At 72.9% G+C, this 24,552-nt stretch carries 17 protein-coding genes; 5 read left to right on the forward strand and 12 right to left on the reverse strand.

What is annotated here, in order from left to right:
- Positions 1-55: 55 nt before the first annotated feature.
- Positions 56-1,174 carry a phospholipase D-like domain-containing protein gene (locus tag WMF45_RS28745; RefSeq protein ID WP_437707856.1) on the reverse strand — a complete coding sequence of 373 codons (1,119 nt, stop codon included), beginning with the start codon at positions 1,172-1,174 and terminating at the stop codon, positions 56-58.
- A 240-nt stretch (positions 1,175-1,414) separates the two neighbouring features.
- On the opposite strand from WMF45_RS28745, the gene WMF45_RS28750 reads away from it, so the two are divergent.
- Together WMF45_RS28750 and WMF45_RS28755 are read left to right on the forward strand one after the other, a co-directional pair.
- Complete coding sequence (locus WMF45_RS28750) at positions 1,415-2,113, forward strand: hypothetical protein (RefSeq protein ID WP_437707857.1); 699 nt, start codon at positions 1,415-1,417, stop codon at positions 2,111-2,113.
- Between the two features lie 7 nt (positions 2,114-2,120).
- Positions 2,121-2,606, forward strand: a complete 486-nt coding sequence (locus WMF45_RS28755; protein WP_437707859.1) for a DUF421 domain-containing protein — start codon at positions 2,121-2,123, stop codon at positions 2,604-2,606.
- A 7-nt stretch (positions 2,607-2,613) separates the two neighbouring features.
- On the opposite strand, the gene WMF45_RS28760 is transcribed toward WMF45_RS28755, so the two are convergent.
- From WMF45_RS28760 to WMF45_RS28780, 5 genes are all read right to left on the reverse strand, one after another.
- Positions 2,614-4,104 carry a DUF2330 domain-containing protein gene (locus WMF45_RS28760; RefSeq protein ID WP_437707861.1) on the reverse strand — a complete coding sequence of 497 codons (1,491 nt, stop codon included), beginning with the start codon at positions 4,102-4,104 and terminating at the stop codon, positions 2,614-2,616.
- Positions 4,105-4,260: 156 nt separating this feature from the next.
- Positions 4,261-5,712, reverse strand: coding sequence for a methylenetetrahydrofolate--tRNA-(uracil(54)-C(5))-methyltransferase (FADH(2)-oxidizing) TrmFO (trmFO, locus tag WMF45_RS28765; RefSeq protein ID WP_437707863.1), 1,452 nt, complete (start codon positions 5,710-5,712; stop codon positions 4,261-4,263).
- A 34-nt stretch (positions 5,713-5,746) separates the two neighbouring features.
- Entirely contained in the window at positions 5,747-8,341 is a 2,595-nt protein-coding gene (gene topA / locus WMF45_RS28770) for a type I DNA topoisomerase (protein WP_437707865.1), read from the reverse strand.
- 127 nt (positions 8,342-8,468) lie between these two features.
- Complete coding sequence (locus WMF45_RS28775; RefSeq protein WP_437707867.1) at positions 8,469-9,440, reverse strand: DNA-processing protein DprA; 972 nt, start codon at positions 9,438-9,440, stop codon at positions 8,469-8,471.
- Positions 9,441-9,536: 96 nt separating this feature from the next.
- A complete protein-coding gene (locus WMF45_RS28780) occupies positions 9,537-10,346 on the reverse strand; it encodes a hypothetical protein (RefSeq protein WP_437707868.1) in 810 nt (269 codons plus the stop codon).
- Between the two features lie 79 nt (positions 10,347-10,425).
- On the opposite strand from WMF45_RS28780, the gene WMF45_RS28785 reads away from it, so the two are divergent.
- Both WMF45_RS28785 and WMF45_RS28790 read left to right on the forward strand, forming a co-directional pair.
- The gene (locus tag WMF45_RS28785; RefSeq protein WP_437707870.1) at positions 10,426-11,430 is read left to right on the forward strand and encodes a hypothetical protein; all 1,005 of its coding nucleotides are present in this window, start codon (positions 10,426-10,428) and stop codon (positions 11,428-11,430) included.
- The gene (locus WMF45_RS28790) at positions 11,427-12,221 is read left to right on the forward strand and encodes a glycerophosphodiester phosphodiesterase (RefSeq protein ID WP_012237750.1); all 795 of its coding nucleotides are present in this window, start codon (positions 11,427-11,429) and stop codon (positions 12,219-12,221) included. Before WMF45_RS28785 ends, WMF45_RS28790 begins: the two co-directional genes overlap by 4 nt.
- A 30-nt stretch (positions 12,222-12,251) precedes the next feature.
- Here WMF45_RS28790 and WMF45_RS28795 read toward each other — a convergent pair whose 3' ends face one another.
- The 3 genes from WMF45_RS28795 to WMF45_RS28805 all read right to left on the reverse strand — a co-directional run bounded on the left by WMF45_RS28795 (position 12,252) and on the right by WMF45_RS28805 (position 16,878).
- Positions 12,252-13,736, reverse strand: a complete 1,485-nt coding sequence (locus WMF45_RS28795; protein WP_437707872.1) for a protein kinase domain-containing protein — start codon at positions 13,734-13,736, stop codon at positions 12,252-12,254.
- 161 nt (positions 13,737-13,897) lie between these two features.
- A complete protein-coding gene (locus WMF45_RS28800) occupies positions 13,898-14,785 on the reverse strand; it encodes a LolA family protein (protein WP_437707874.1) in 888 nt (295 codons plus the stop codon).
- A 194-nt stretch (positions 14,786-14,979) separates the two neighbouring features.
- The gene (locus WMF45_RS28805; RefSeq protein WP_437707876.1) at positions 14,980-16,878 is read right to left on the reverse strand and encodes an HTH domain-containing protein; all 1,899 of its coding nucleotides are present in this window, start codon (positions 16,876-16,878) and stop codon (positions 14,980-14,982) included.
- Between the two features lie 858 nt (positions 16,879-17,736).
- On the opposite strand from WMF45_RS28805, the gene WMF45_RS28810 reads away from it, so the two are divergent.
- The gene (locus WMF45_RS28810; protein WP_012237754.1) at positions 17,737-18,129 is read left to right on the forward strand and encodes a hypothetical protein; all 393 of its coding nucleotides are present in this window, start codon (positions 17,737-17,739) and stop codon (positions 18,127-18,129) included.
- A 33-nt stretch (positions 18,130-18,162) separates the two neighbouring features.
- Here WMF45_RS28810 and alaS read toward each other — a convergent pair whose 3' ends face one another.
- From alaS to WMF45_RS28825, 3 genes are all read right to left on the reverse strand, one after another.
- Entirely contained in the window at positions 18,163-20,919 is a 2,757-nt protein-coding gene (gene alaS, locus WMF45_RS28815; RefSeq protein WP_437707878.1) for an alanine--tRNA ligase, read from the reverse strand.
- A 161-nt stretch (positions 20,920-21,080) separates the two neighbouring features.
- A complete protein-coding gene (locus WMF45_RS28820; RefSeq protein WP_437707880.1) occupies positions 21,081-21,920 on the reverse strand; it encodes a HEAT repeat domain-containing protein in 840 nt (279 codons plus the stop codon).
- Between the two features lie 283 nt (positions 21,921-22,203).
- Positions 22,204-24,411 carry a TIGR04551 family protein gene (locus WMF45_RS28825; RefSeq protein WP_437707882.1) on the reverse strand — a complete coding sequence of 736 codons (2,208 nt, stop codon included), beginning with the start codon at positions 24,409-24,411 and terminating at the stop codon, positions 22,204-22,206.
- Positions 24,412-24,552: the final 141 nt, after the last annotated feature.

The raw sequence follows: 24,552 nt of genomic DNA on the forward strand, positions 1-24,552 counted from the left end.
CCCCGCCTCCTCGCCTCCCTGTGAAAATTCTCCGGGTTTCAACATGCTCGGTGTTCTAGACGCCGAGCGCCTGCAGGAACCCTCCCTCACGCTCGGCCTCGGGGAGCGCGCCCGCATAGCGAGGCTCCACCAGGTCGAGGCCGAAGCTCCACAGCGCGTTGCGCGCCCGCGCGAAGGGGCCCTGCCTGGGCAGGTTGTCGAGGCGTACAGCCTCGCTCCGCCCGAGGTCCTGCTCGAACAGGCGGGCCGCGTCCCTCACGAAGGCGGGTTGCTTGACGATGAGGTTCGCCTCGCTCACCCACCTCAGGCTCGTCGAGTTCGCGTTGAAGGTCCCCACCGTCGCCCAGTCGTCGTCGATCACCGCGAACTTCGCGTGGAGCATCGACGGGAGGAACTCGTGGATCTGGAGCCCGTTCTCCAGCCATGACCGGTACCGCGCGAGGCTCGCGTGGCGGATGGCCGGAAGGTCGGAGTCGCGCGGCACGATGATCTTCACGTCGATCCCGCGGCGCGCGGCGTCGATGAGCTCGCGCTCCAGCCCGCGCGGAGGGCAGAAGTAGGCGTTCTCGATCCACACCCGCCGCCTCGCCGCGCGCACCCGCGCGAGGTGGCGCTCGTAGATGACCGCGGGCGGCGTGGGCGCGTCGGTGATGAACTCCACGTCGTCGTAGAAGCCGCCCGTCCAGTAATCGAAGGAGCGCCCCGCGGCCTCGTCGGCGAGCATCCAGCGGCACTCGAACGCCCGCGCCATGTCGGTCACGCAGGGCCCCATCACCCGGCTACAGACCTCGTGCCAGCCGTCGCCGCCCTCGTCGCGCGGCAGCCACTCGTCGGCCCACGCAGCGCCGCCGACGTACCCGGCGCCGTCGATCACCACGATGCGCGAGTGCTCCCGCGGGAACAGGGCGCCCCCGCGGAGCACGGCGCCCAGCGGCCTGTAGGCGCGGGCGCGGATGCCGCGAGCCCTCATGTCCTCGAAGAACGCCGCCGGCGTCGTGTGGCTGCCGAGCGCGTCGTACAGGAGCCGGACATCCACGCCGCGCCGCGCGGCGCTCGCGAAGGCGTCGGCGAAGCGACGACCCATGAGATCGTTGCGGTAGATGTACGTGGAGATCCATATCCGCTCCCGGGCGAGCGCGATGTCATCGAGGAGCGACTCGAGCAACCATTTCATCCCGGGGAGGAGGCGCGTCGTGTGCAGAGCGCCCCCTGCCGCGGCGCGACCGGTGCTGGAGTCCGCCCTGGAGCCTGGAAACGTCGGCGCCGAGCAGGTCATGTCGAGTCCCGAACGCCGGGCGGATGCAGCTCGATTGCCACAGCGGCCCGCGCGCTCACCGCCGTGGCTCAAGCAGCCCGTGTGCCACATTGCCAAGGCGCGATAGCGCCGGGATGTCGGCTGGAGGAGGGTCACCACGTGGCAAAGCGCCACGCTCACGGCGCCGTCCGCGGCGCGTGCGGGGCAAGCGGCCTCTCCGGCGCAGCGGCCGCCCTCGCGAGCGGGCCGCGCGTGCGGGAGCTGGCCGCGGCACCAGTCTTGAACGGCGTGAGCGCGATGATCCCCGCCACCCGCGAGCTCTCCGCTCCTCGGCCCGCCCGGACGCGCACCAGGTCGCGCCGGGCGCCGTCCGAACCCGTGCCCACACCGCCGTCCGCGCCGCCCCTGCGGCGCCGGCTCGCCCTGGATCCTCTGCACGCGATCGGCGCGCTCGCGCTCGCCTGCGTGGCCGCGAGCGCCCTGTTCATGCACGCGCTGCAGACGCGCGAGGCGACGGCGCAGGGGCTCACCCTCCGCGTCGCCTACCCCGAGCGGATGCGCTTCCGCGACATGGAGCGGGTCACGCTCGACGTGGAGAACACGGCGGGCGAGCCCTGCCGGGCGGCCGCGCTCACGATCGACGAGGCGTACCTGGACAGCTTCGAGGAGCACCACACAACGCCTCTGGAGGCGGCGTTCGGGCGCTTCGCGCTGGGCGACCTCGCGCCCGGCGAGCGCCGCCGGATCGACATCGAGCTCCGCGGCGAGCGCAGCTGGCTCGCCTCGGGCAACGCGACCCTGTCGTGCGGTGGGGAGCGCGGCGTCCACGTGCCGCTCCGCACGTTCATCTTCCCCTGAGATCACCATGGAGACCGTCGCCCGCGTCGCCGTCGTCTATGTGTTCCTCGCCGTCGCGTTCCGCGTGCTCGGCAAGCGCGAGCTCAGCTCGATGTCGCCGTTCGAGCTCGTCACGCTCATGCTGATCCCCGAGATCGTCTCTCAGGCCCTCGTCCGCGAGGCGTCGCTCGCGAACGCGCTCGCGGGCGTGTCCACCGTCCTCGTGCTCGTGTTCCTGACGTCCGTCCTGACGCACCTCTTCCCGAAGGCGTCCGAGGTCATCGACGGCTCGCCCACGGTGCTGGTCGCGAAGGGCCGTATCCTGGAGGAGGCGTGCAATCGCGAGCGGATCCAGCCGGAGGAGATCCTGTCCGAGATGCACAAGAGCGGGCTGGAGCGCCTCTCCCAGGTGCGATGGGCGATCCTGGAGGCGGACGGCGCTCTCACCATCGTCCCGGAGCAGGGCCACGGCCTGCCCGTCGCCCGGGCCAGGACGCGGGACGAAGGCGTGTGAGCGCTGCTCAGGCCGGGCGGGAGGCGAAGCGGCGCGCCCCGCGTCGGGCGATCGCCGCCGCGAGGGCGAGGGCGCCGAGCGTCATGCCCACGAGCGTGCCCTGCCCGCGGGTCCGCGAGGGGCGATCGCCGTCGAGGACCGGGATCGCCGCGCCGCAGAGCACGTCGGCGTGGACGCTGACGCGGGCGCGAAGCCAGTTGTCGACCCGCTCCTGCGGCGCGGGGCTCAGGACGAGGTCCGTGTCGAGCGCGGCGCGCGGCAGGTTCGCCTCGAGACGCGTCAGCCAGACGTCCTTCGGGTGCAGGCCGACCATCGCGATCGCGAGGTCGTCGAGCGCCCCGCACGCGAGCTCGCGCGCGTCGATCTGGCCGGCGGCGACCTCCCCGCAGCTCGGATCGGACAGCGGGACGCCGGCAGGGCACGGGTTCGCCACGGCGCGGCTCTCGGTCGCGATCTCGGCGAAGCGCACGGCGCACGCGGCGTCCTGGACCTCGCCGGTCTCGCCGTTGGCGAGCCCCTGCTGGGCGAACGCGGCGGCGATCGTGTCGACCGGGGTGGTCGAGCCGCTCGTCGTGTAGCGCACGCCGAACGGCGCCGCGGGGCTCGACACGGGCGAGAACAGCGAGCCCTGCTGCGCGTAGGGGGTGAGGAACGCGCGGCCGCCGTCGGCCGCCGCGATCGCCTTCTCGCGGAGCACGCCGTAGTTCGACTCCTGCGAGGCGAAGTCCCACGCGAGGAGGTCGATGGGGACGGCCGCGGCCGCGAACCCCTCGGGGGCGAGCCGCGCCTCGCTGATGGTGAACAGGGTGATCGCGACGTTCGCGCCCGTCCCGGCGGCGACCATCCGGAGCGGGAGCGCGGGGTTCGCCCCCGGCGTGACGACCCGCACCGGCGTCATCTCCTTCACGTCCTTGCCCGGCTGGAGCCGGATGGCGATGAAGTCGAAGCCCTCGTCGACATAGGCGTCGATGATCGGCTGCGTCGACTCGTCGACGTTGAAGCCGTTCGTCTCCAGCCACGTGTTCAACGCGCCGGGCGTGTCCGTCGCGAGCGTCACGGTCTCGTACGGACCGACGGTGCCGCGGTGGAGCACGGTGACCTGATCGCCGCCGCCGAACGCCTCCCCCGCCGCGTCCGCGGTGCCGAGGGTCGCGCCGCAGCCCCCGCCGCTACGGGCGCAGGTGGAGCTCGGCGCGGTGATGCGCACCGACGTGGCCGCGTCGAGCGTCTCGAACCAGGCGTCCGAGCCTACCTCGAGGATCGCTCCGCGCTTCACCGGGAGCACCCACCCGAACGCGCTCGGATCGCCGGAGTACTGGATCTGATCCCAGAGCACCGACTGGACGGGCGACACGGAGAGCACCATCCGGTGCGCGTTGACGACCGTCGTCTCGGTGGGCGGGGCGAAGCACCCGCCGCAGGCGAGCGCCTCGCGCGGCGACAGGAGCGTCGCGGAAGGAATGGCGAGCGCAAGGAGCGCGAACAAGCGAAGTTTCATCGGCTACCTCCATGGGGGCGGCCGCGCGGGCGGGCTCTCGGGAGCGCGCGGGCGGCGCGCGGCGCACCACCGCCAGGCTATCCAAGCCGGCGCGCTGCGGGCAGCCTGCGCACGATTGGCGCGCCGCGCGCCATGCGGGAGCGCGGCGAGCCGCCGTCAGCCCGCGGCCCACCACGCGTCGAGGTCGCGGAGGGCGCGCTCGGCCATCACCTCGTAGCGGGCGCGCTTGCGCAGCTTGCCGTGCGCCGGATCGAGCGGCGCGATGTGCGCCCAGGTGATGTTGGACGGCTGATACGTGGGCTGCTTCCGGCCGAGGTGCGTGAGGATGCCGCCGAGCGCCGTCGTGGGCGGCGGCGGCCGGAGCGGCTCGTTCCGCAGCTGCTGCGCGAGGAGGATCGCGCACACGAACCCCGCCGCGGCGCTCTCCACGTAGCCCTCGACGCCCGAGATCTGGCCGGCCAGGTGCACGCCCGGCAGCGCGCGGAGCTCCATCGCGGGGCCGAGGAGCGCCGGCGCGTCGACGAAGGTGTTGCGGTGCACGGAGCCCATGCGGAGGAACTCGGCCTCCTCGAGGCCGGGCACCATCCGGAACACCCGCAGCTGCTCGGCGTACTTCATGCGCGTCTGGAAGCCGACCAGGTTGTACGCCGTCGCCGCCTCGTCCTCCGGGCGCAGCTGGAGCACCGCGTAGGGGCGCCGGCCGGTGCGCGGATCGGTGAGCCCCACCGGCTTCATCGGCCCGAACGAGAGCGTCTGCTCGCCGCGCGCCGCCATCACCTCGCAGGGCAGGCACCCCTCGAAGTAGCGCACCTCCTCGAAGGCGCGGGCCTCCACCTTCTCCGACGCGACGAGGGCCTGGACGAACGCCTTGTACTGCGCCTCGTCGAAGGGGCAGTTCACGTACGCCTCGTCGCCGGCCTCGGCGTCGTCGCGGCGCTCGGCCGCGTCCTCCGGCGGCGCGGTTTGCTCCCGCTGCGCGGCCCGGTCCGGCTGCGCGGTTTGCTCCCGCTGCGCGGCCCGGTCGCCGCGGACCGCGCCCCCCTTGCCGTAGCGCGACTGCTTCCACACGCGCGACCAGTCGATCGAGTCGGCGCTGACGATCGGCGCGATCGCGTCGTAGTAGGCGAGGTGCTCGGCGCCGACGGCCGCGGCGAGGCTCGCCGCGAGGGCGTCGGAGGTGAGCGGCCCCGTCGCGAGGATCACGGGCCGCTCGGCGGGGATCTCCGTCACCTCCCGGTGCTCGACGGTGATCCGGGGGTGGGCCTCGATCGCCCGCGTCATCGCCTCGGCGAACCGCTCGCGGTCGACCGCCAGCGCGCCTCCGGCCGGCACCGAGGTCTCGTCGGCGCACCGCAAGGCGAGCGAGCCCACGCGCCGGAGCTCCTCCTTGAGGAGCCCCACCGCGTTGCTCAGCGCGGCGCCGCGCAGCGAGTTCGAGCACACGAGCTCGGCCAGCCGATCGCTCGTCTGCGCAGGCGTGCGCCGGTGAGGTTTCATCTCGACGAGGCGCACGCGCAGCCCGCGCTGCGCGAGCTGGTACGCCGCCTCGCAACCGGCCAGGCCGCCTCCGACGACGACGACGTCGTGCGGGCTCTCCGCTCCGTTCATACAGCTCACCAGGGTGGGGGGTCTCGCGGGCTTCTTAGCTCGCCGTGCGGCGGGCGCGCACGGCCCGGGCGGGCTTTTCGGCGGCCCCCGGGGCCGCGCCAGCGCCTTGCGGCGCGGCCTCGGGCCGGCCGGCTGGCGTGGGCTCGGTTGACGCGGGCCGGTCCGCCGGCGCCGGGGCGGCGCTCGCGACGACTGCCGCGGCGTCCGGGGCGGCGGCGCCGTCGGCGGCGCCGTCCTCCCCTTCCCCCTCGACGATCTCCTGCTTGAAGCCGCAGTCCTTCGTCGCGCAGACGAGCATCGCCTTCTTGCCGCCGGTGCGGGTGACGAACTTCGCGCCGCACTGCGGGCACGGGACCGGCACCGGCTTCTGCCAGAGCTTGAACTCGCACTTCTGCTCGGCGTTCCAGTTGGAGCAGCCGTAGAAGGTGCGCCCGCCCTTCTTGCGCGGCCGGATCTCGATGAGATCGCCGCCGCAGCTCGGGCACGCGACGCCGAGCGGAACCGGGCGCGTGTTCTTGCAGGCCGGGTACCCCGTGCACGACAGGAAGTCGCCGAAGCGGCCCGTCTTGATGATCATCGGCTTCCCGCACTTGTCGCACGAGATGTCGGTCTCACGGACGGCGGCGGTCCCCCGCGCGTCGGACAGGTCGCGCGTCGCCTTGCACTTCGGGTAGCGCTCGCAGCTCAAGAACCAGCCGTTCTTGCCCCACTTCTTGAGCATCATCGACCCACATTCGTCGCAGACGATGTCGGTCTTCTCGGCCTCGGGCTTCCACGGCGCGAGCTTCTTCGACTTGTCGAGCTGCTCCCTGAACTTCTTGTAGAAGGTCTTGAGCAGCTGCTCGCGCTTCAGGTTGCCGGCGCCGACGGCGTCGAGCTCCTCCTCCATCTGCGCCGTGAAGTTCGGATCCATGATGTCGAGGTTCGACCGGACGAGGCCGTCGACCACGAACTTCCCGAGGAGCGTCGGCTGGAACGCGCCGCCGTCCCGCTTCTCGACGTACGCGCGCTGCTGCACCTTGCTGATGATCTCGGCGTACGTCGACGGGCGGCCGATGCCGCGCTTCTCCAGCTCGCGCACGAGCGAGCCCTCGTTGTAGCGGGGCGGCGGCTGCGTGAACTTCTGGTCGGTGATGACGCCCGGGGGCGACACGGCGAGCGCCTCGCCCTCCTTCATGTCGGGCAGGAGCGCCTCCGAGTCCTCCTCGGCCGACGGCCCCGGCGCCGCGCGCTCCGCCTCGGCGGCGGTCGCCTCGGGGGCCGGCGCGGCGGCGCCGCCCTCCGCGGCTGCGCCTGCGCTCTCCTCCTCGCCGGCGAACTCCTGCTGGCCCTCGGTCACCTGCAGCCAGCCGGCGAACTTGAGGATCCGCCCGGTCGCCCGGGCGAGATAGCTCCGGTACGCGGGCGCCGCGACCGTCGGCGCGACGTCGATCTCGACCGTCGTGCGGTCGTACACCGCCGGGGTCATCTGCGAGGCGACGAAGCGGTTCCAGATGAGCTTGTACAGCTTGTACTGCTCGTCCTTGAGGTGCTTCTTGATCGAGTCCGGGTGGATCTCGACGCTCGTCGGCCGGATCGCCTCGTGCGCGTCCTGCGCGTTCTTCTTCGACTTGTAGACGTTCGGGCGCTCGGGGACGAACTCCTTGCCGTACCGCTTCGCGACCACGCCGCGCACCTCGGCGATCGCGTCGTCGCTGACGCGCGTCGAGTCGGTACGCATGTACGTGATGAGGCCGACGGGGCCGCCGTCGCGCTTGAGGTCGATGCCCTCGTAGAGCGCCTGGGCGATCTGCATCGTCCGCTTGGCGCCGAAGTGCAGGTAGTTCGTCGCGTCCTGCTGGAGCTTCGAGGTGGTGTACGGCGCGGGCGGGTTGCGCTTCTGCTCGCGCCGCACGACCTTCGCCACCCGGTAGCGGGCGGTCTCGAGGTCGGCGCGCACCTTCCCGGCGACCTCGCCGTTCGTCACCTCGAGCTTCTTTCCGTCGGCGGAGGCGAGCTTCGCGACGAACGGAGCGCGCTGCGGCGGGCTCGCCGCGCCGAGGCCGACCGCGATGTTCCAGTACTCCTCGGGGACGAACGCCTCGACCTCGCGCTCGCGGTCCACGATGAGCCGCAGCGCGACAGACTGCACCCGCCCCGCCGAGAGGCCGAACGCGAGCTTCGACCAGACGAGCGCCGAGACGTCGTAGCCGACGATGCGGTCGAGCACGCGCCGCGCCCGCTGCGCGTCGTACAGGTTCTCGTCGAGCTTGCGGGGGTTGTGGACGCCGTGGTCGACCCCCTTCTTCGTGATCTCGTGGAACTCGACCCGCGCCACCTTCAGCTTCGGGTTCTTGATCTCCTCCGAGATGTGGAACGCGATCGCCTCCCCTTCGCGATCGGGGTCGGTCGCCAGGAGCACCTCGTCCGCCTTCTTCGCGGCGGACTTCAGCTCCTCCAGGACCTTCTCCTTGCCCTCGATGACCTCGTAGGTCTCGGCAAAATCGTTCTGCACGTCGACGGCGTTCTGCTTCTTGGGCAGGTCTTTGACGTGCCCCTTCGAGGCGAACACCTCGTACCCGTTGCCGAGATATTTCTTGATGGTCTTCGCCTTCGCCGGCGACTCCACGATGACGAGCGTCTTGGCCATCACCACCTTCTGAGCAACGAGATCGGGCTTGTGAGGATTGAAGGGCGCCCTTCGGTGCGAGGGAGGCCCCCCCGCGAGGAGGCGGCCACCCGAAACCGCACTGGGCAGGGTGAGCCGGCGCGCCCCTTCAACGAAGAGCCCGCCGAAACAACCCGGCGGGCCCCTCTACTACTACGGCGTGGAGCGTCAACGTCAAGAGTGCCTCCACGGCGCGTCTGGGCGGAAGCCCTGTCCTCTCGCAGACCTCATCCACGTGCGCCGGCCGGGCGTCCAGGGCGTCGAGGACCGCGCGTTCGGCCGCGCTCAGCGACGGAGGTGGCCCATTTTCCTCGGGCGAAACGCCCGGCCGCGCCCCGGAGGCGGCCTCCGGGAGCGGCAGCGTGCCCCCGCCGGACGGCCTGTTGCGCGCCGAGCGCCGCGCTCGCCGGCGGGGCGGCGGCGCCTGCCCCCCGAGGACGTCGATGACGTCGGCCGCGCGCGTGATGGGGCGCGCGCCCGAGACGAGCTCCAGCGCGCAGCCCACGCCGCGCGGGCTCCACGGGGCGTGGGGGACGACGCAGAGGTGGCGGCCGAGGCGGCGGGCCGCCGCGGCGGCGGAGCGGGCGCCGCTCTCGACCCCCGCCTCGACCACGACGGTCGCGAGCGTGAGCGCGGCGAGGACCGCGTTGCGCTGGAGGAACAGCGCCGGCAGCGGCGGCGTGTCGTCGGGGACGCGCGCGAGCAGCGCGCCGCCCGCGGCGAGGACGCGCGCGAACAGCGCCTTGTGCTCGCGCGGGTACGGGTGCGCGTGGCCGCCGCCGCCGACGACGACCGTCGGCGCGCGCGCGTCGAGCGCGCCCTCGTGCGCGGCCGCGTCGACGCCGCGCGCGCCGCCCGACCAGATCGAGAAGCCCGCCTCGCCGAGCGCCGCGGCGAGCGCGCGGGTGAACCGGAGCGCCTCGTCGCTCGCGGCGCGCGTCCCGACGATCGCGACGCCCGGGCACGCCGGGAGCGCGCCGCGGAGGTAGAGCGTCGGCGGCGCGGCCTCGGTCTCCGTCACGAGGGCCCAGAGCTGCGCGGGGTAGGAGGGATCTGCGGGCTGGATCTCGATCGACGCCATACGCGGCGTGTCGACCGACGCCCGGGACGAGTTGCGCGAAATGAGGACCGCGGCACGACGAGCGCGCGGCCGCCCGCTCCCTGCGCGGTCGTCGCGCTACCGGGGCGGCACGCGGCGCGGAGCGCCGGGCGGCGCGGCGCTCGGCGGCGCCGTGTCAGGCGGGGTCGCGCCGGGCGGCGCTGCGCCGGGAGGCGCTGCGCCGGGAGGCGCTGCGCCGGGAGGCGCTGCGCCGGGAGGCGGGGCCGGGCGCGCGCCCCGGAAGCCCTGGACGAGCACGACGCCCGCGCCGCGCCGCACCTGCGCGTGGAGCTCCATGGCGAGCGGCGCGGCGCCGGGCGCCGAGAGGCACGCTCCCCGGCCGCCGATCACCGCGACCGGCCCGCGGTCCGCGTCCTGGGCGACGATCTCGAGCGCGGGCGGCGCGCCCTTCGTGACGAAGAGATCGACCTCGATCACGCCGAGCCCGCCCTGCGCGATGAACACCGCGCACTCGTCGACACCGCGCGGGACGCGCACGGGGATCGCGGCGCTCTCCCCCTCCGCGATCGCGAGCGACACGACGTCGCCGAGGGGCGCCATGCCCCTCGCCTCCCCGCGCGCAGTGTTGGCGAGCGCGAGCGCCGTCACGCGCGGCACCGGCGCGCTCGCCGCGGGCCGCTGCTCCGCCGCGCGGCTCAGGAACAGGCGCGACGCCTCCGGGTCCGGCTCGGGCGCGTCGCGCGGAGGCGGCGGGTTCCGCGGCGTGTCGGGCGGGGGCGAGGAGGCCGGCGGAGGCGGCGGGCTAGGGCGCAGGACCTCGGCGCGGCCTCCGCCGCAAGCCGACACGGCGAGCGCGAGCGACGCAGCGAGCAGGCGGCGCGCCGGCCCGAACGGATGCAGTTCGACGAGAGCGAGAGCGCGCCGCACCGCGCGGAGCCTACCAGAACCGCCGCGCCGCGCTCGGCCTGCGAGCGGCCGGCCGTGGGTCGTGCTACCCACTCGCCCGATGAAACCCAGGGACATCGTCGTCGCGACGCATGGTCACTGCTTCGACGGCATGGCGAGCGCGGCGCTGTTCACCCGCCTGATGCAGGCGCTCCGCCCCGGCGAGCCGCTCGCGCTGCGGTACCGCTCCTGCGGGTACGGCCCGGGCATGACGATGATTCCGCCTTCGTGGCTCGACGGTGACGAGAACGCGATCCTCGACTTCCGCTACACGCCGACGAAGAAGCTGACCTGGTACTTCGACCACCACGTCACCGGGTTCGGCTCGGACGAGGAGCGCGACGCGGCGCTCGCCGGCGCGTCGCGCGCGAAGGTCGCGGGCGACGCGCCTCAGGTCTTCTACGACGCCGCCTACGGCTCGTGCACGAAGCTCATCGCGGACGTCGCCCGCGATCACTTCGGCGTCGAGATGTCCGGCGCCGATGAGCTCATCCGGTGGGCCGACCTCATCGACACCGCGCGCTTCCCCTCGGCCGAGGCCGCCGTGAGCCGGGAGGAGCCGATCATGCAGCTCGCCTCCGTGGTGGAGCACCACGGGGACGGGCCGTTCCTCGCCTCCGTGGTGCCCCGGCTCGTCGAGCGGCCCGTGAGCGAGGTGGCGCGCGAGGCGGACATCCAGGCGCTCTGGCGTCCCCTCTCCGTCTCGCGGCAGACGTTCGTCACGCGCATCGAGCGCGGCGCGCGGAAGCTCGGCCGCGTGGTGCTCGTCGACCTCTCCGACGCGCCGCTCGAGGCGGTCGGCAAGTTCATGACGTACGCGATGTACCCGGACTGCGTGTACTCGGTCACGCTCTCCCGGCAGAAGCAGCACTACAAGCTCTCGGTCGGCTACAACCCCTGGTGCGGCGTCCCCCGCGATCGCGACATCGCCCCCATCTGCCGCCGCTACGAGGGGGGCGGGCACCCGGCGGTCGGCGCGGCGTCCTTCCCGCTCTCCGCGCTCGAGCGCGCGCGCGAGGCCGCCCGCGCCGTCGCCGAGGAGCTCGACGGGGAGCCCGCGCGGTGACCTGGGCCGAGCAGCGCTTCCGCAGGAGCGCGCGCGAGACGGGGCGGGCAGCGTCATCGCGCGCGGCGGCGACACGCGCGCCGCTCCTCTTCGGGCACCGGGGCGTGCGCGGCGAGGGCGCCCCCGCGGAGAACACCCTCGCCGCCTTCGAGGAAGCCGCGGCGCAGGGGGCCGACGGGATCGAGCTCGACGTGCGGGTGTGCGGCTCGGGCGAGCTCGTGGCGCTGCACGACCCGGACCTCGCGCGGGTGACCGAGGGCGCGGACCCGCGCGCCGCCGCGGCGCTCCCCTGGGACGAGCTCCGGCGGGTCGACCTCCGCGGCGACCGGGTGCCGCTCCTGTCCGAGGTGCTCGCGTTCGCGCGCGGCCGGCGGCTCGCCGTCAACATCGAGATGAAGCGGGACGTGCCCGATCGCACCGCCGTCGTGCTCGCGACCGCGCGACTCGTGCGCGCCTGGGATCCGCGCCACGCCTTGCTCGTCTCGTCGTTCGACCCGGTCATGATCGCCTCCTTCGGCGCCCTGGTGCCGGCCGTCCCGCGCGCGCTCCTCGTGCACCGGAGCCGCTACCACGACGCGGCCGTGCGCCTCGCGCCGGCGCTCGGGGCGCTCGCCGCGCACATCGAGCGGACGATCGCGTCCCCCGAGCGCATCGCGCTCCTGAAGCGGCAGGGCCGCGTGATCAACGTGTGGACGGTGAACGACCCGCGGGAAGCGCAGGACCTCGCGGCGCTCGGCGTCGACGGGCTCATCACGGACGCGCCGCGCCGCATCCGCGACGCGCTCGCATAGCCGGCTTCGTCGGACCGGCGCGGCCGCGCGCTACCTTCGCTGCCAGGGGTCGATGATCTCGCGCGAGCGGCGCGGGCCCCGGCGCGGGGCCGACGGAGCCGGGGGGGCCTTTCGCTCGGCGGACGCCGCCGGCTCCGCCGTGGCCGCGAGCAGCGCGGCGTCCGCGGCGGGCACGTCCTCGGCCAGGGGCAAGCGTGCCATCACAGGGGTCGACGCGCGGACCACCTGCAGAGTCGGCGCAGCCGAGCTCACGCTCTCGGGCTCGATCGGCGCGATCACGTGGTAGGGCGCGGCGCCCTCCACACCGACGGGCCGCAGCGCCGTGACCGCGACCGTCGCGCTGATCGCGGACAGCGCGGCGCACGCCACGAGCCAGCGGAGCGTCGCGCTCGCGTGAGGCCTGCGGTCCGCGCGCACCTCGCCGGTCGCTGCCGCCGTCAGCGTGCCGGGCTGGGACGGATCGGCCAGCGAGGCGAGCGTGTCCTGCCGCGGGCGCGGGCCCTGGTCCTCGGCCTGGGAGAGCGGGGCGAGCTCCCCTGAACCCTCCAGCGCGCCCGTGCCGCCCGGCGACAGACCGAGCAGCGTCCCCGTGCGCGACGTCACAGGTGCCGGCCGCAATGTCGAGGGCGCCGGCGCCGAGGGCACGGGCAGCGGGATCCCCGGATCGCCCGCCGCGACGACGAAGGCGTGCACCATCTCCTGCGCCGACTGGAACCGCTGGGCCCTGTCGCGCGAGAGCGCGCGCAGGAAGAAGAGGTCGAGATCGGCCGGCACGTCGGGCGCGAGGTGCGTCGCGAGCGGGATCGGCTCGACGAGGATGCGCGACAGGACCGCGCCGAGCACATCGCCCTCGAACGGGAGCTTGCCCGTGACCGCGCGGAAGAGGATCACCCCGAGCGACCACAGGTCGCTCCGCGCGTCGAGGTTCCTGTCGCCGCGCGCCTGCTCCGGGCTCATGTAGAACGGCGAGCCCAGGAGCTCGCCGGTCCTCGTGGTCTCGTCGGTGAGGAGCTTGCCGGTGAGCTGCTTTGCGATGCCGAAGTCGAGGACCTTGACGATCTCCTCGTCCTCGTCGACGCGCGAGAGGAACAGGTTGCCGGGCTTGAGATCGCGGTGGACGAGCCCGGACTCGTGCGCGCGGCGCAGCGCCTTGCCGGTCTGGATCGCGATGCGCGCCGCCTCGGCGAGGGAGATGCGGCGGACGCGCCTCAGGCGACGGCTGAGATCCTCGCCCCGGAGCAGCTCCATGACGAGGTACGGGACAGCCCCCCAGATCCCGTAGTCCTGCACGCTCACGACGTGCGGGCTACCGAGGTTCGCCGCGGTCCGCGCCTCGCGGTAGAAGCGCGCGCGGAACTCCGGCGAGGCCGCGTGCTCCGGATCCATGAACTTGATCGCCGCCGGCGCCCCGAGCTGGAGGTGCCGCGCCAGCCACACCGAGCCCATCCCGCCCCGCGAGAGCGGCCCCTCCAGGCGGTATTTGTCGCCGACGATCGTTCCCGGCTCAGCGTCCATCGCCGACTCCTCCCGCCACGGCGAGGTGGATTGCGTCTGTCTAGACGCTCGAGCGAGCGGCGTCCACGCCATCAGGCGAGCGCTGCCGTACGCCGGCGGGCGCCAGCCGTGATGGCCTTTGTCCTTTCAGGAGCCACCTGAGCGCGCCTGCTCAGAGCACCTTAGTCCTGGCAGTCGACATGACGGCGGACGACGCCGCCCGGGACCGGCTGCGTGAATGCCCCCGAGATGAGGGGCGGATTCCACTTCGCCTCCTTGTACTGAAAGATCACGTCGTCCTCGGTGTTGGGCACCCGCATGCGGATCGAGCGGGGGATCTCGGCCAGGCAGGCGCCGCCGCTCGGCGGGATCGGATCGTCGATCCCCTCCGGATCGACGCGCGGCGGCGCCGTGCGGATGGCCTCGTGGTGGCTCAGCTCCACCTGATAGAGGTCTGTCCCGCGCTGGGCGACGCGGACCTCGCGGACGCGCAGGCGCTGCTGGCTCCACGGCGCGAGAAAGTCGCGGGGGTGCGGCTCGAGGTGGATCTCCTCCACGGCGTCGCGGGAGCCCTGGATCAGCACACGGTAGAACCCGTCGCCGTCCCAGGCGATCGAGGCGCCGTGCGGCTCGTGAGCGAGCACCGGCGCCTCGCCGCGGAGCAGCGAGACGAGGGCGTGCCCGGGGATGGGCACCCGGGTGAGCCGCGCCAGGTTGCACGCGCTCGCGGGCCCGTGCAGGAGCTGCTTCTCCCCGACATCGAGCATCTGGAACTGGGTGCCATTCGACGTGAGCGTGAAGAGCGTCGCGCCGAACGGGCTCACCACGTCGAAGCGCACCCGATCCGGATTGACCGCGAGGATGTACATGTCCCCGCGGAGCCGCCCCTGGCGCGAGAAATGGTCGACCTTGGCGGTGCCCTGGACGCCGTTCACGCAGGCATAGGAGGCCTTCATCCGGTCGAGCGCCGCGTCGGCGGTCGGGAACCGGGACGCGGGCGGATCCACGGAGGCACAGCCGGTCACGAGCACGGCGAGGGGCGCGGCCCAGGCGATCGCGCGATGGCGCATGGGCGCGGACGCTGGCAAGGATCGCCGAGCCCGTCAACCGCGGAAGCGGCGCCGAGCCCATCCGCCGGAGCGGCGCGAGGGGCATGACCGTGGAGGAAGGTTGTCGAGGGAGGGCCGAGGGCCCAGGAGACGGCGGCGGGAGAGCCGCGCGTCCGGCCCGGAGCGAGCCCCCGGCCGGACGCGCGCGAGCTGGATCAGGACGCCCGGAGCGCCTCGAGCAGATCGACGTCGGGGATCGCGACAGGGAGGCGGGCGCGGAGGACGGCGACGTCGTTGTCCTCGCAGAGGCGAGCCACCGCGAGCCCATCGAAGAGGGAGATGGGCGCGGTCCCCACGATCGCGGCCTCTTCGCGCGCACCGGAGAGCATCTGACCAGCGGTCAGGATCCAGCCGGCGGTCGCGGGGCCGTAGTGGTGGAGCGAGCCGCGAAGCTCGGTGACCCGCTCGCGGCCGACCTCGCGGCCGTCCCGCCGGATGACCAGCGCGATCTTGATCTCATCACCCGCCGTGCGGAGCGCGCCGGAGAAGTGGCTCTCGCCGCCCGGCGCCCCGGCGCGGCGCACCGCGCGCAGCTGGCCGATGCCGATGCGCTCGAGGGCGAGGACGCAGATCTCGACGAAGGCATGGCCCGGGAGCTCGGAGAGCTTGCGCACGAAGGCGCGGCGCGCGGCATCGCGGTAGCGCTCCACCGCGGCGAGCGCCTCCTGCTCCAGCCGCGCGAGGTCGCCCGGCAGCAGCCAGTCCGTCAGCGCGATCCTGCCGCCGGCGAAGCGGAAGCGGGGCCGCTGCCCCGCGGCGGTGCGGCGCGCGTTGTCGGCGCGCACGGCGGCCGCGACCTGGGACTGCACGAGCTGCACGTCGCCGGCGAGGCGGCCGCGGCGCTGCGCCGTCTCGGCGATCTGCCGGAGCGAGACCGCGCCCGCGTTCCGATCGAAGGTCGAGAGGATGCCGGCGACCGCATCGGCGAGATCGCGGCCGGCGAGGTCGTCGAGCGCGTGCCCTTCGCCGCCCGTGAGCTCGATGACCTGCGGACCGCGGTAGACCGGCTCGGCGCCAAAGCTGTCGGGGCGGTCCGCCCGGTCGGTGCGCTCGACGCGATCGGTGCGCTCGACCCGGTCGGTGCGCTCGGCCCGGTCGGTGCGCTCGCCTCGCTCGGGACGATCGAAGCGCTCGGTCCGGTCGGAGCGCGGCGGCTCGCGGCCGTTCTCGCGCCGCGCCTCGAACACCGGCGTCGCGACGTAGGAAGGCAGCCCACCGGTGCTCGGGTTGGCCTCCGCGGTCCCGCGGCCGCGGCGGCGACGGCGGCGGCGGCGACGGCCCTCGCCCTGCTCACCCGACGAGCCGGGCGTCGCGCGGTCGTCGCCGCCGAGGATCGGCTGATCGTCGTCGTCCTCTTCGTCGAAGAGCTCCGCGGCGCCGGCGACGGCCTCGGCCCGCATCGCCTCGTCCGGGCCCGGCGGCTCGGCGTCGTCGAGCTCGCCCTCTTCCTCGTCGATGTACGTGCTCGCGGCGCGCGGGGACGACGGCGTCGGCGGCGGCACGGGCTCGCGCGCTGCCGCGATCTCCACGCCGTTCAGCCCGGCCGCGCTCGTCGCGCCGGCCGCGACCTTCTCGTCGTCCTCGTCCTCATCGTCGATCGCAGGCGCGGCCTGCGCCGCCGCGGCCGCGGCTCCGCCCTCGACCTCGACCGCGCCGCTCTCCGCCTCGAGCTCCGCGGGAGCGCCAAGATCGCTCTCCTCCACCGCGTCGTCGTCGGCGCCCGCGTCGAACAGGGTCGGCTGCTCCTCGTCCTTGCGCGCCTTGGCCGCCTCGGGCTTTCCGCCGCGCTTCGCCTTCTTGCCGTCGAGCCCGGACTTGATGGTCTTCTCGTCCCACTCGCGCAGCGCGAACACGCCCGGCTTCACGCGCACCAGGGGGTTGTCCGCCGTGTCCTTCTTCAACGTCGCCGCCAGGCGGGCGCCCATCGTCACCTCTGGGCTCTTTCCAACGTGGCTAAGGAGGTTCTTCTCGATCGCGATATCGGTGATCTCTTTATAGTGAAGCGGTCTACCGATGAGGCGAAGCACCTCGGCGGCTGCATCCGTGAACGTCATCTTTGTTCGCCCTTCGGGCGCGCCGCCCGGCGGGCGCCCTCGTCGTCCCCATCGCGGCCGCCCCGTCCAAAGTGGCTGACGAAGCGCGCGGGATACCCCACCGCAGCCGGGAAACGCACATTCGCTCCCACTCGGCCACGACGCGCGGAACGGCCTGCTCGTAGCACGCTCGGAAACGGCGGTCAACGGGACGCACGATCCGGCTCAGGAGAAGCCGCTGGCCGACCTCTAGGGCACGGAACCTGGGGGCGGGCGGCGCGAGGCCCGGATCGACCGGGCGCCGCGCCGAGGCGAGCGCGCGGCGGCCGGCAACGGCAGGCTGGATGAACGATGAACGCTTGGCGCGCAGTCAACGGCGCGCGCGGGCCCCTGGACGAGCATCGATGTGACGCGTGAGCGGATGTCGGCCAGTCCGGAGCACGGGAGAGGACCAAGGGAGAAGAGGAGTTGGTCTGCTGAGATGTTGAGTATGAGTGCGTCGATAGGCCCGGGAGTCCAGGAGTCGAAGGCTCTCCATCGACTCACCGCATCGCCGCACGACCGCACCACCACCGCGCGGCCGAGGAGAGCTATGCGATGATGGAGGAAGCGATTGGCCGGAGCGCACCGGACGGACCGGGCCTCACCGTACATGACAACGCGTAATCGTGCGTAACCGTGCGTCACCGCGCGTCATCATGCACAACGACACGTAACCGCGTGTAACCTGGCGTCGACGGGAGCTCCCGGACGGCGCGCCGCGATCGTCACGCGGCCGTCACGGCCGCGGCTCGCCTGGCTAGCAGTGGCGCAACGCGGCGCGGGCGACAGCGCTTTTGCGCTTTGCCATCTGCCGGACAGGAGGGTTACGCTAGGTGGGTGGAGCTTTCGCGGTTGCTCGACGAGCTCACCCTGGCGGCGGACAAGGTCGGCATCGCCGTCAGGATGGAAGCGTTCGATCCGCACCTGTCGGACGCGCGCAATCCGCGGGGCGGGCTCTGCACGGTGCTCGGCCGGCGGATCATCCTGGTCGACGCCAACGCGTCGCTGCCCGATCGCATCGCCACGGTCGCGGCCGCGCTCGCGCGCGTCGATCTGGAGTCCGTGTTCCTGCCGCCGATCGTGCGCGCGACCATCGGCGCTCACGCCCGCGGCGCGCGGCCCCGGGCGGCCGCGCCGGGCGAGCCAGCGCGGCTGCCGGCGCGCCCCGCGCGGGGCGGGAAAGCCCCGAAGCTGCTCCCGCTCGCCCGCACCAAGTGGCGTGACGCCTGAACGACTGTCCCGGCAGGGCACAGGCGGCGCGCGCTACGACGCGAGCGCCCGCTCGACCTCGGCGTAGAGCGCCGCGATCGCCGCGTCGAGCTGCGCCACGTCGGTCCCGCCGGCCTGCGCCATGTCCGGGCGGCCGCCGCCGGAGCCGCCCACGATGCGGGCGATCGGTTTGATGAGCTCGCCGGCCTTGAGCCGCTCGGTGGCCGACTTCGAGAGCATCACGGCGAGCTGCGCCTTGTCGCCCACGGCCGCGCCGAGCAGCACCGCCGAGCGATCGCCGAGCTTGTCGCGCAGCTTCTCCGCGAGATCGCGCAGCGCGCCCGGGTTGGTGCCGTCCGGCACCCGGCGCGCGAGCACCTTGATCCCGCCGATGTCCCGGGCGCCGTCCAGCATCGCGTCGATGCCGCCCCCCCCGCCGCCGCCCTGCGCGGGGCCCGCCCCCTCCAGGATCCGGCGCTCGAGCTCGGCGACCTTCTTCTCGAGCTCCCGCTCGTGCGCCACGATCTTCCCGATCTTCTCGGCGAGATCGCCGCCCTGCGCCTTCGCGATCTGGCGCGCCCGGGCGAGCTCGGCCTCGACGCCCCGCGCATACGCGAGCGCGTTCAGGCCGGTCGACGCGAGGATCCGCCGCACGCCCGCGGCCACGCCGCCCTCGCTCGTGATCTTGAACAGCCCGATGTCCCCCAGCGCGCACGCGTGCGTGCCGCCGCAGAGCTCCACCACCTCGGGCGTCATCGTGAGCATCCGCACCGTGTCGCCGTACTTCTCCTCGAAGATGGCCATCGCGCCCCGCCGCCGCGCCTCGTCCATCTGCAGGATCTCGGTCGTCACCTTCGCGTTCGTCAGGACCTTCTCGTTCACCAGATCCTCGATCCGCGCGATCTCCTCGCGGGTGAGGGGCCGGTTGTGCGTGAAGTCGAAGCGGAGGACATCCGGGCCGACCCGCGAGCCCTTCTGCTGCGCGTGCTCGCCGAGCACCTTGCGCAGCGCCCAGTGCAGGACGTGCGTGGCCGAGTGATTGCGCCGCGTCGCCGACCGCGCCGCGTGGTCCACCGAAAGGTGGACGCGCTGCCCCACGGCGAGCGCCCCCTCGCTGACCACGCCCTCGTGCACGACCAGCCCGGCGAGCGGTTTCTGCGTGTCCTTCACCTCGACGCGCGCCCCGTCCGCCGTCACCTCGCCGACGTCGCCCACCTGGCCGCCCGACTCGGCGTAGAACGGCGTCTCGCGCACGACGATCTCGACCGTCGCCCCCGCCTCCGCGCGCTCGACCAGCGCACGGACCTTGCGCGCCCGGTCGCCTTCGCCCTGGACGTCGACCCGGACGATCGCGACGATCTCGCTGTCGCCCTCCTCGTGCTCGTAACCCGTGAACACCACCGGCTGCGCGAGCTTGGCGCGGGCCTCGCGGTGCGCGGGGTCCACCGCGGCGGTCGGATCGATCGGGCCGTCCGCCTCGCCAGCGCCCTTGATGATCGCGTCGGCCCCCTGGACGTCGACGCCGAAGTTCGACTCGGCGCAGATGACCTGGGTCAGATCGAGCGGGAAGCCGTAGGTGGTGTAGAGATCGGCCGCGGCGGCGGCCGGGAGCGTCCGCTCGCCGGACGAGCGCATCTCGTCGAAGCGCTCGTCGAGGATCTTCATCCCGCGCTTCAGCGTGGAGCGGAAGCGGACCTCCTCGTCCTCGGTGACGCGGGCGATGAGCTCTCGCCGATCGCGGAGCTCGGGGTACGTCTCGCCCATCCGGCGGACCACCTCGAGCGCGACCTCGTGCAGGAACGGCCGCTCGATCCCGAGCCGGTGCCCGTGGCGGATCGCGCGGCGCATCACCCGGCGGAGCACGTACTCGCGCCGCTGCTTCTCGGGCATCACCCCCTCGGCCATCAGAAACGCGGCTGTCCGCGCGTGATCCGCGATGACCCGCATCGACACGTCGTCGTCGGCGCTGCCCCCCGTGTACGGCTTGCCGCTGAGCTCGGCGGCCTTGTCGACGAGCCCGCGGAGCAGGTCCGTGTCGTAGTTCGACGTCACGCCCTGGAGCACGCTCGCGAGCCGCTCGAGGCCCATGCCGGTGTCGATGCTGGGCGCCGGCAAGGGCACGAGCGGGCCGTCCTTCTCGGCGCGCTCGTACTGCATGAACACGTTGTTCCAGATCTCGGTCCAGCCCGTGCCGTCGATGCGCGGCTCCTCGCCGAAGCGCGCGACGTCGGGCTCCTTCCCGTGGAAGAAGTGGATCTCCGAGCAGGGGCCGCACGGGCCGACGTCACCCATCGTCCAGAAGTTGTCGGCCAGGCCGAGCCGGAGGATCCGGTCGTCGCCGAAGCCCGTGACCTTGCGCCAGATCGCCGCGGCCTCGTCGTCGGCCGGGAAGCCCCCCTCGCCGTTGTAGATGGTGACAACGAGCCGCGACGGCGAGATATCGTAGACCTTCGTCAGGAGCTCCCAGGCGAAGGCGATCGCGTCTTCCTTGAAGTAGTCGCCAAAGCTGAAGTTGCCGAGCATCTCGAAGAACGTCTGGTGGCGCGCGGTGACGCCGACGTTCTCGAGATCGTTGTGCTTGCCGCTGATCCGGATGCACTTCTGGCTCGAGGCGGCGCGCTGGTACGGGCGCCTGTCCTTGCCCGTGAAGACGTCCTTGAACTGCACCATGCCCGCGTTCACGAACATCAGCGTCGGATCGTTCTGGGGCACGAGCGGCGCGCTCGGGACGATCTCGTGCCCGCGCTGGGCGAAGAACTCGAGGAATGTGCGGCGGAGCAGGTCGGAGCTGGCAGGCGTTGCGATGGACATAGGAGGACGCGCGGTCTAGCACGACCGGAGAGCGGCTTCCGCCTGCTCGACGCGCGCCCGCCGCGGAAGACGCGCGCGCCGGGCCGGTTTGCGCCGGGCCGGTGTCCGATCCCGCTCGCGCTGGGCGCGCCGGACCACGCCGGCGAGGCCGGACCGCCGGGTCAGCGGCCGGAGGCGACGACGCTGCTGCCGGAGGCGGCCTCGAGCGCGAGCGGCGCCCTCTGGAGCGCGCTCTCGATCGCGCCCGCGACGGCGTCGCTCTGCAGCTGGGCGAGCTCCCTCAGGCCCTGGGCGCGCTTCGCCTCGCCGAGCGCCTGGGCCGAGCCGGTCATCGAGCCCTTCAGCGTCTGGCTCGGCATCTCCCGGATCACGTACTCGACCTTGGCGGCGAAGCCGACCCCGTCCGCCCCATGGCGCTTGCTCAGGTGCGTGACCGAGCCGTCCAGCGTGAAGGCCGGCAGCTTGCGGCTCTTGCCTTCCGCAGCCAGGTCGGTGCCGTCGGCCACGATCTCGATGTCGGCGAACTGCGCCACGCGGTTGCGCGTCTGCTGCTTGAGCTGCGGTCCGAGCTTCGCGTCCTTCACGCCGGAGCGGTTCTCGAACTTGCCCAGGCTGACCAGGAAGCGCGCCTTGGACGACGAGCGCGACAGCTTCTCGATGGCGGCCTCGATCGGGCGCTTCAGGTTGGGGGCAGGCTCGAGGTTGAGCGCCGCCTTGAGCGCCGGGACCGCCGCGGGGTTGCCCAGCGCGCCGAGCGCCGCCGCGGCCGACGCGCGCACCGCCGGGTGCGGATCCCTGAGCGCCTTCTCGAGGGCGGGCCGCGCGCCGGGGCTCTTCGACCTGCTGAGCGACAGCGCCGCCGCGACACGGAGCCGATAGTCCTTGCCGACCGCGATGTCGCGGAAAGCGGACGTGTCTGCGTCCTGGGCGACGGACAGGGCGGTCGACCCGAGCACCATCGACGCCGCCAAGAACATCGCAATGAAGAGACGACGAACCATCACGTCCCTCCGGAGAACGGCGGCTCGCGCCACCCGTTCTCCTCGGTGAACCAGGGAAGTATCGCGACGCGCCTGGCGTCCAGACAATCCTATCCTTGGCCAGGACGGTCGCGAGATCAAGGGCTCTTTGGCCCCGGATGGCTCATGCAGGACTCATGACGAGAGCGACGACGTCGCCGTTTCGCACCGTTTGGCACGGTTCCGCGCCGCTTCGCCGCCCCGAGCGCTCATTTCCAGACACGCGGCGACGCGCGAGGCAGGCTGAGCGCCGGGCCGGTTCGGCTCAGAAGAGGATACCGAGATACCAGCGCACCGTCTGTGCGGTCTCGAGATCGATCTTCTGGACCGTGTCTTCCCCCCTCAGCTGGCCGAGCCCGCCGAGAGGAAACAGCACGCCGTACTGCACCGCCGTGTAGAAGCCGCCCATCTTGTCGGGGTCGTCGTTGAGCGTCCCGTCCTTGGACTGGAAGTACAGCTGCGCGTTCAGCTCGATGCCGAGATCCCGGGAGTTGCCGGGAGCCTGGAGGAACTCGGAGGCGCGGCTCCAGATGGCCGCGGCGCCGAGGCCGGCGCGCTGGCCGTTCTTGTCGCGGGCGAAGTCCCAGTCGACGCCGGGGCGGAAATAATAGGCGCCCTGGACCCGAGAGAGGATGTTCCTGAAGAGGATCTGGTCGACCCGGTAATCGGGGTGGAAGCGGAATGTCGAGTAGGTGCGATCGGTCGAGTTCTGGGGATCCATGGCCCCGAACTCCGTCCCCCGCGGCTTGAGGGCGGGCGCGTCGTCGTCGCCGGTCGCGTACCCGAAGCCGAAGTGGACGCGCAGCCGGCCCTCCATCTCGGTGAGCTCGGCCTGCGTGGCGAGCCCGAACTGCCGGACGCCCCAGCCGGTGTCCTTCGGCGAGAGGACGTTCGCATAATCGCTCTCGTCCTGCCCGCGCAGATCGAGGGATCCGTAGATCATCGCCGCCTCGAGCTCGAAGCGGAACTTCTTGTAAAGCAGCTGGAACCACACGTCGGGGATGATCATCTCCGCACCCCGATGCACGTACCCCGCAGCGACGTTGTCGGCGCTCTGGCCGAGCGCCGCGGACGGGGCGGTGGTGGTGGTGTCGCCGGCGGTGACGTCGTTCGCCAGCGTCTGCTGCCGGTAAGCGAAGTAGACACCGCCGTTCATGACCATGTTGCCGCGGGCGAGCTCGAGCTTCTGGAGCTCGGGATTCTTGCGGCGGACGGCGACGAACACGTACTGATCGACGTCATCGGACTGGGCGAGGTCGTACGGCTGGCCCTCGAGGTCCTGGATCGACGCGCTCGTCGCGCCCTCGTTGGCCCAGTCCCACGCACCGGCGAAGTAGATGTCGTATTTCTTGATACCCGTGACGAACATCAGCCGGTCGACGGTCGACTGGTAGTCTGAGTCGTACCCGTCACCGCTGTTCGCCACCATACCGAGGCCCCAGTGGTTCGGCATGCGGCCGAAGCGGAGGAGACCGACGGGGGTCATGTACTCTCCCCAGATCCGCTTGACGGAGATCGAGTCCTTCGTCGAGTTGATGCCGGCGCTGGGCGCCCACTGGGTGCTGGAGAAGGCCCCGAGCGGCGAGTAGCCGCCCCGGCGGGCGACCTGGTAGCCGCCGCCCGCCGCAGGCTGGTTCGCGTAGCCGTCCGGGGTCGAGCCGAGCACCACGTTGTCGAGGAGATCGACCTGCGTGAGGATGCGCAGGTTGTCGCTGATGTGCAGCTCGGGATTGAGCCGGAACCGCATGTTCGCGCCGGCCTGGGTGTCGTTCTTGCACGAGTCGAACGAGCGGGTGCCGCCGCTCGTGGTCTCGCTCGGGTTGCAGAGCGAGACCACGTTCCCCTTGTAGGAGTTGTCGGCCGGCTGCGGCCAGAGCGCCTCATTGCGGGGGTCGATGCGGCCGAGGGCGAAGCTGTTGAAGAGCTCCCAGCGGAGACGGTAGTAGCCGTGGAACTCGAACGTCGGTCGCGCGTGGGACCACCAGTCCTCGGCGTAGACCTCGCTGGGCCGGGCGCCGATCTCCGCCTGGATCGCCTGCCGCTCGGGCTGCTCGGCCGCCGCAGCGGCTGCGGGCGCCTCCGGGGCCGCCGGCGTGGCCGGCTGCGGCGCGGAGGGAGCGGCCGTGTCGGCCGGCGGCAGGAGCGGCTGGCGCGCCGCCGGGGGTTCGGGCGTCTCGGCGCCGGCCGGCGCCGCGCCGGGCTGCGCAGGCGTCGCGCCGGGCTGGGCCGGTGCCGCGGTCGGCGCTGCGGCCGGCGGCGCTGCGGCGGGCTGGGCCGGTGCGGCGGGCTGCGCTGCGCCGGGCTGCGCTGCGCCGGGCTGGGCCGGCGCGGCGGGCTGGGCCGGCCGGCGTGCCGGCTGGGCGGACGCGGAAGACGCGCCCAGCACGAGCGCGAGCGCGAGGCCCGACCGGAGGCGACGGCGAGGGGTGCCAGGGCGGCACGACGTACCCGGAGACCGCGACGAGATGGGCATCTGCTTGGTTTCGTTCGCGCGTTTTCGCCCCGCGCGCAGGAAGAGGTTGAAGATCCGAGCTCTCGGTGGCCCGGAGGCCGGGGGCCGATGTCTCACGCCCGGCCTGTGTGGTCAAGGCACCGCTCGGCCCGGAGCCCTGGA

This window comes from Sorangium sp. So ce448 (assembly GCF_051520915.1).
Taxonomy (GTDB): domain Bacteria; phylum Myxococcota_A; class Polyangia; order Polyangiales; family Polyangiaceae; genus Sorangium; species Sorangium cellulosum_B.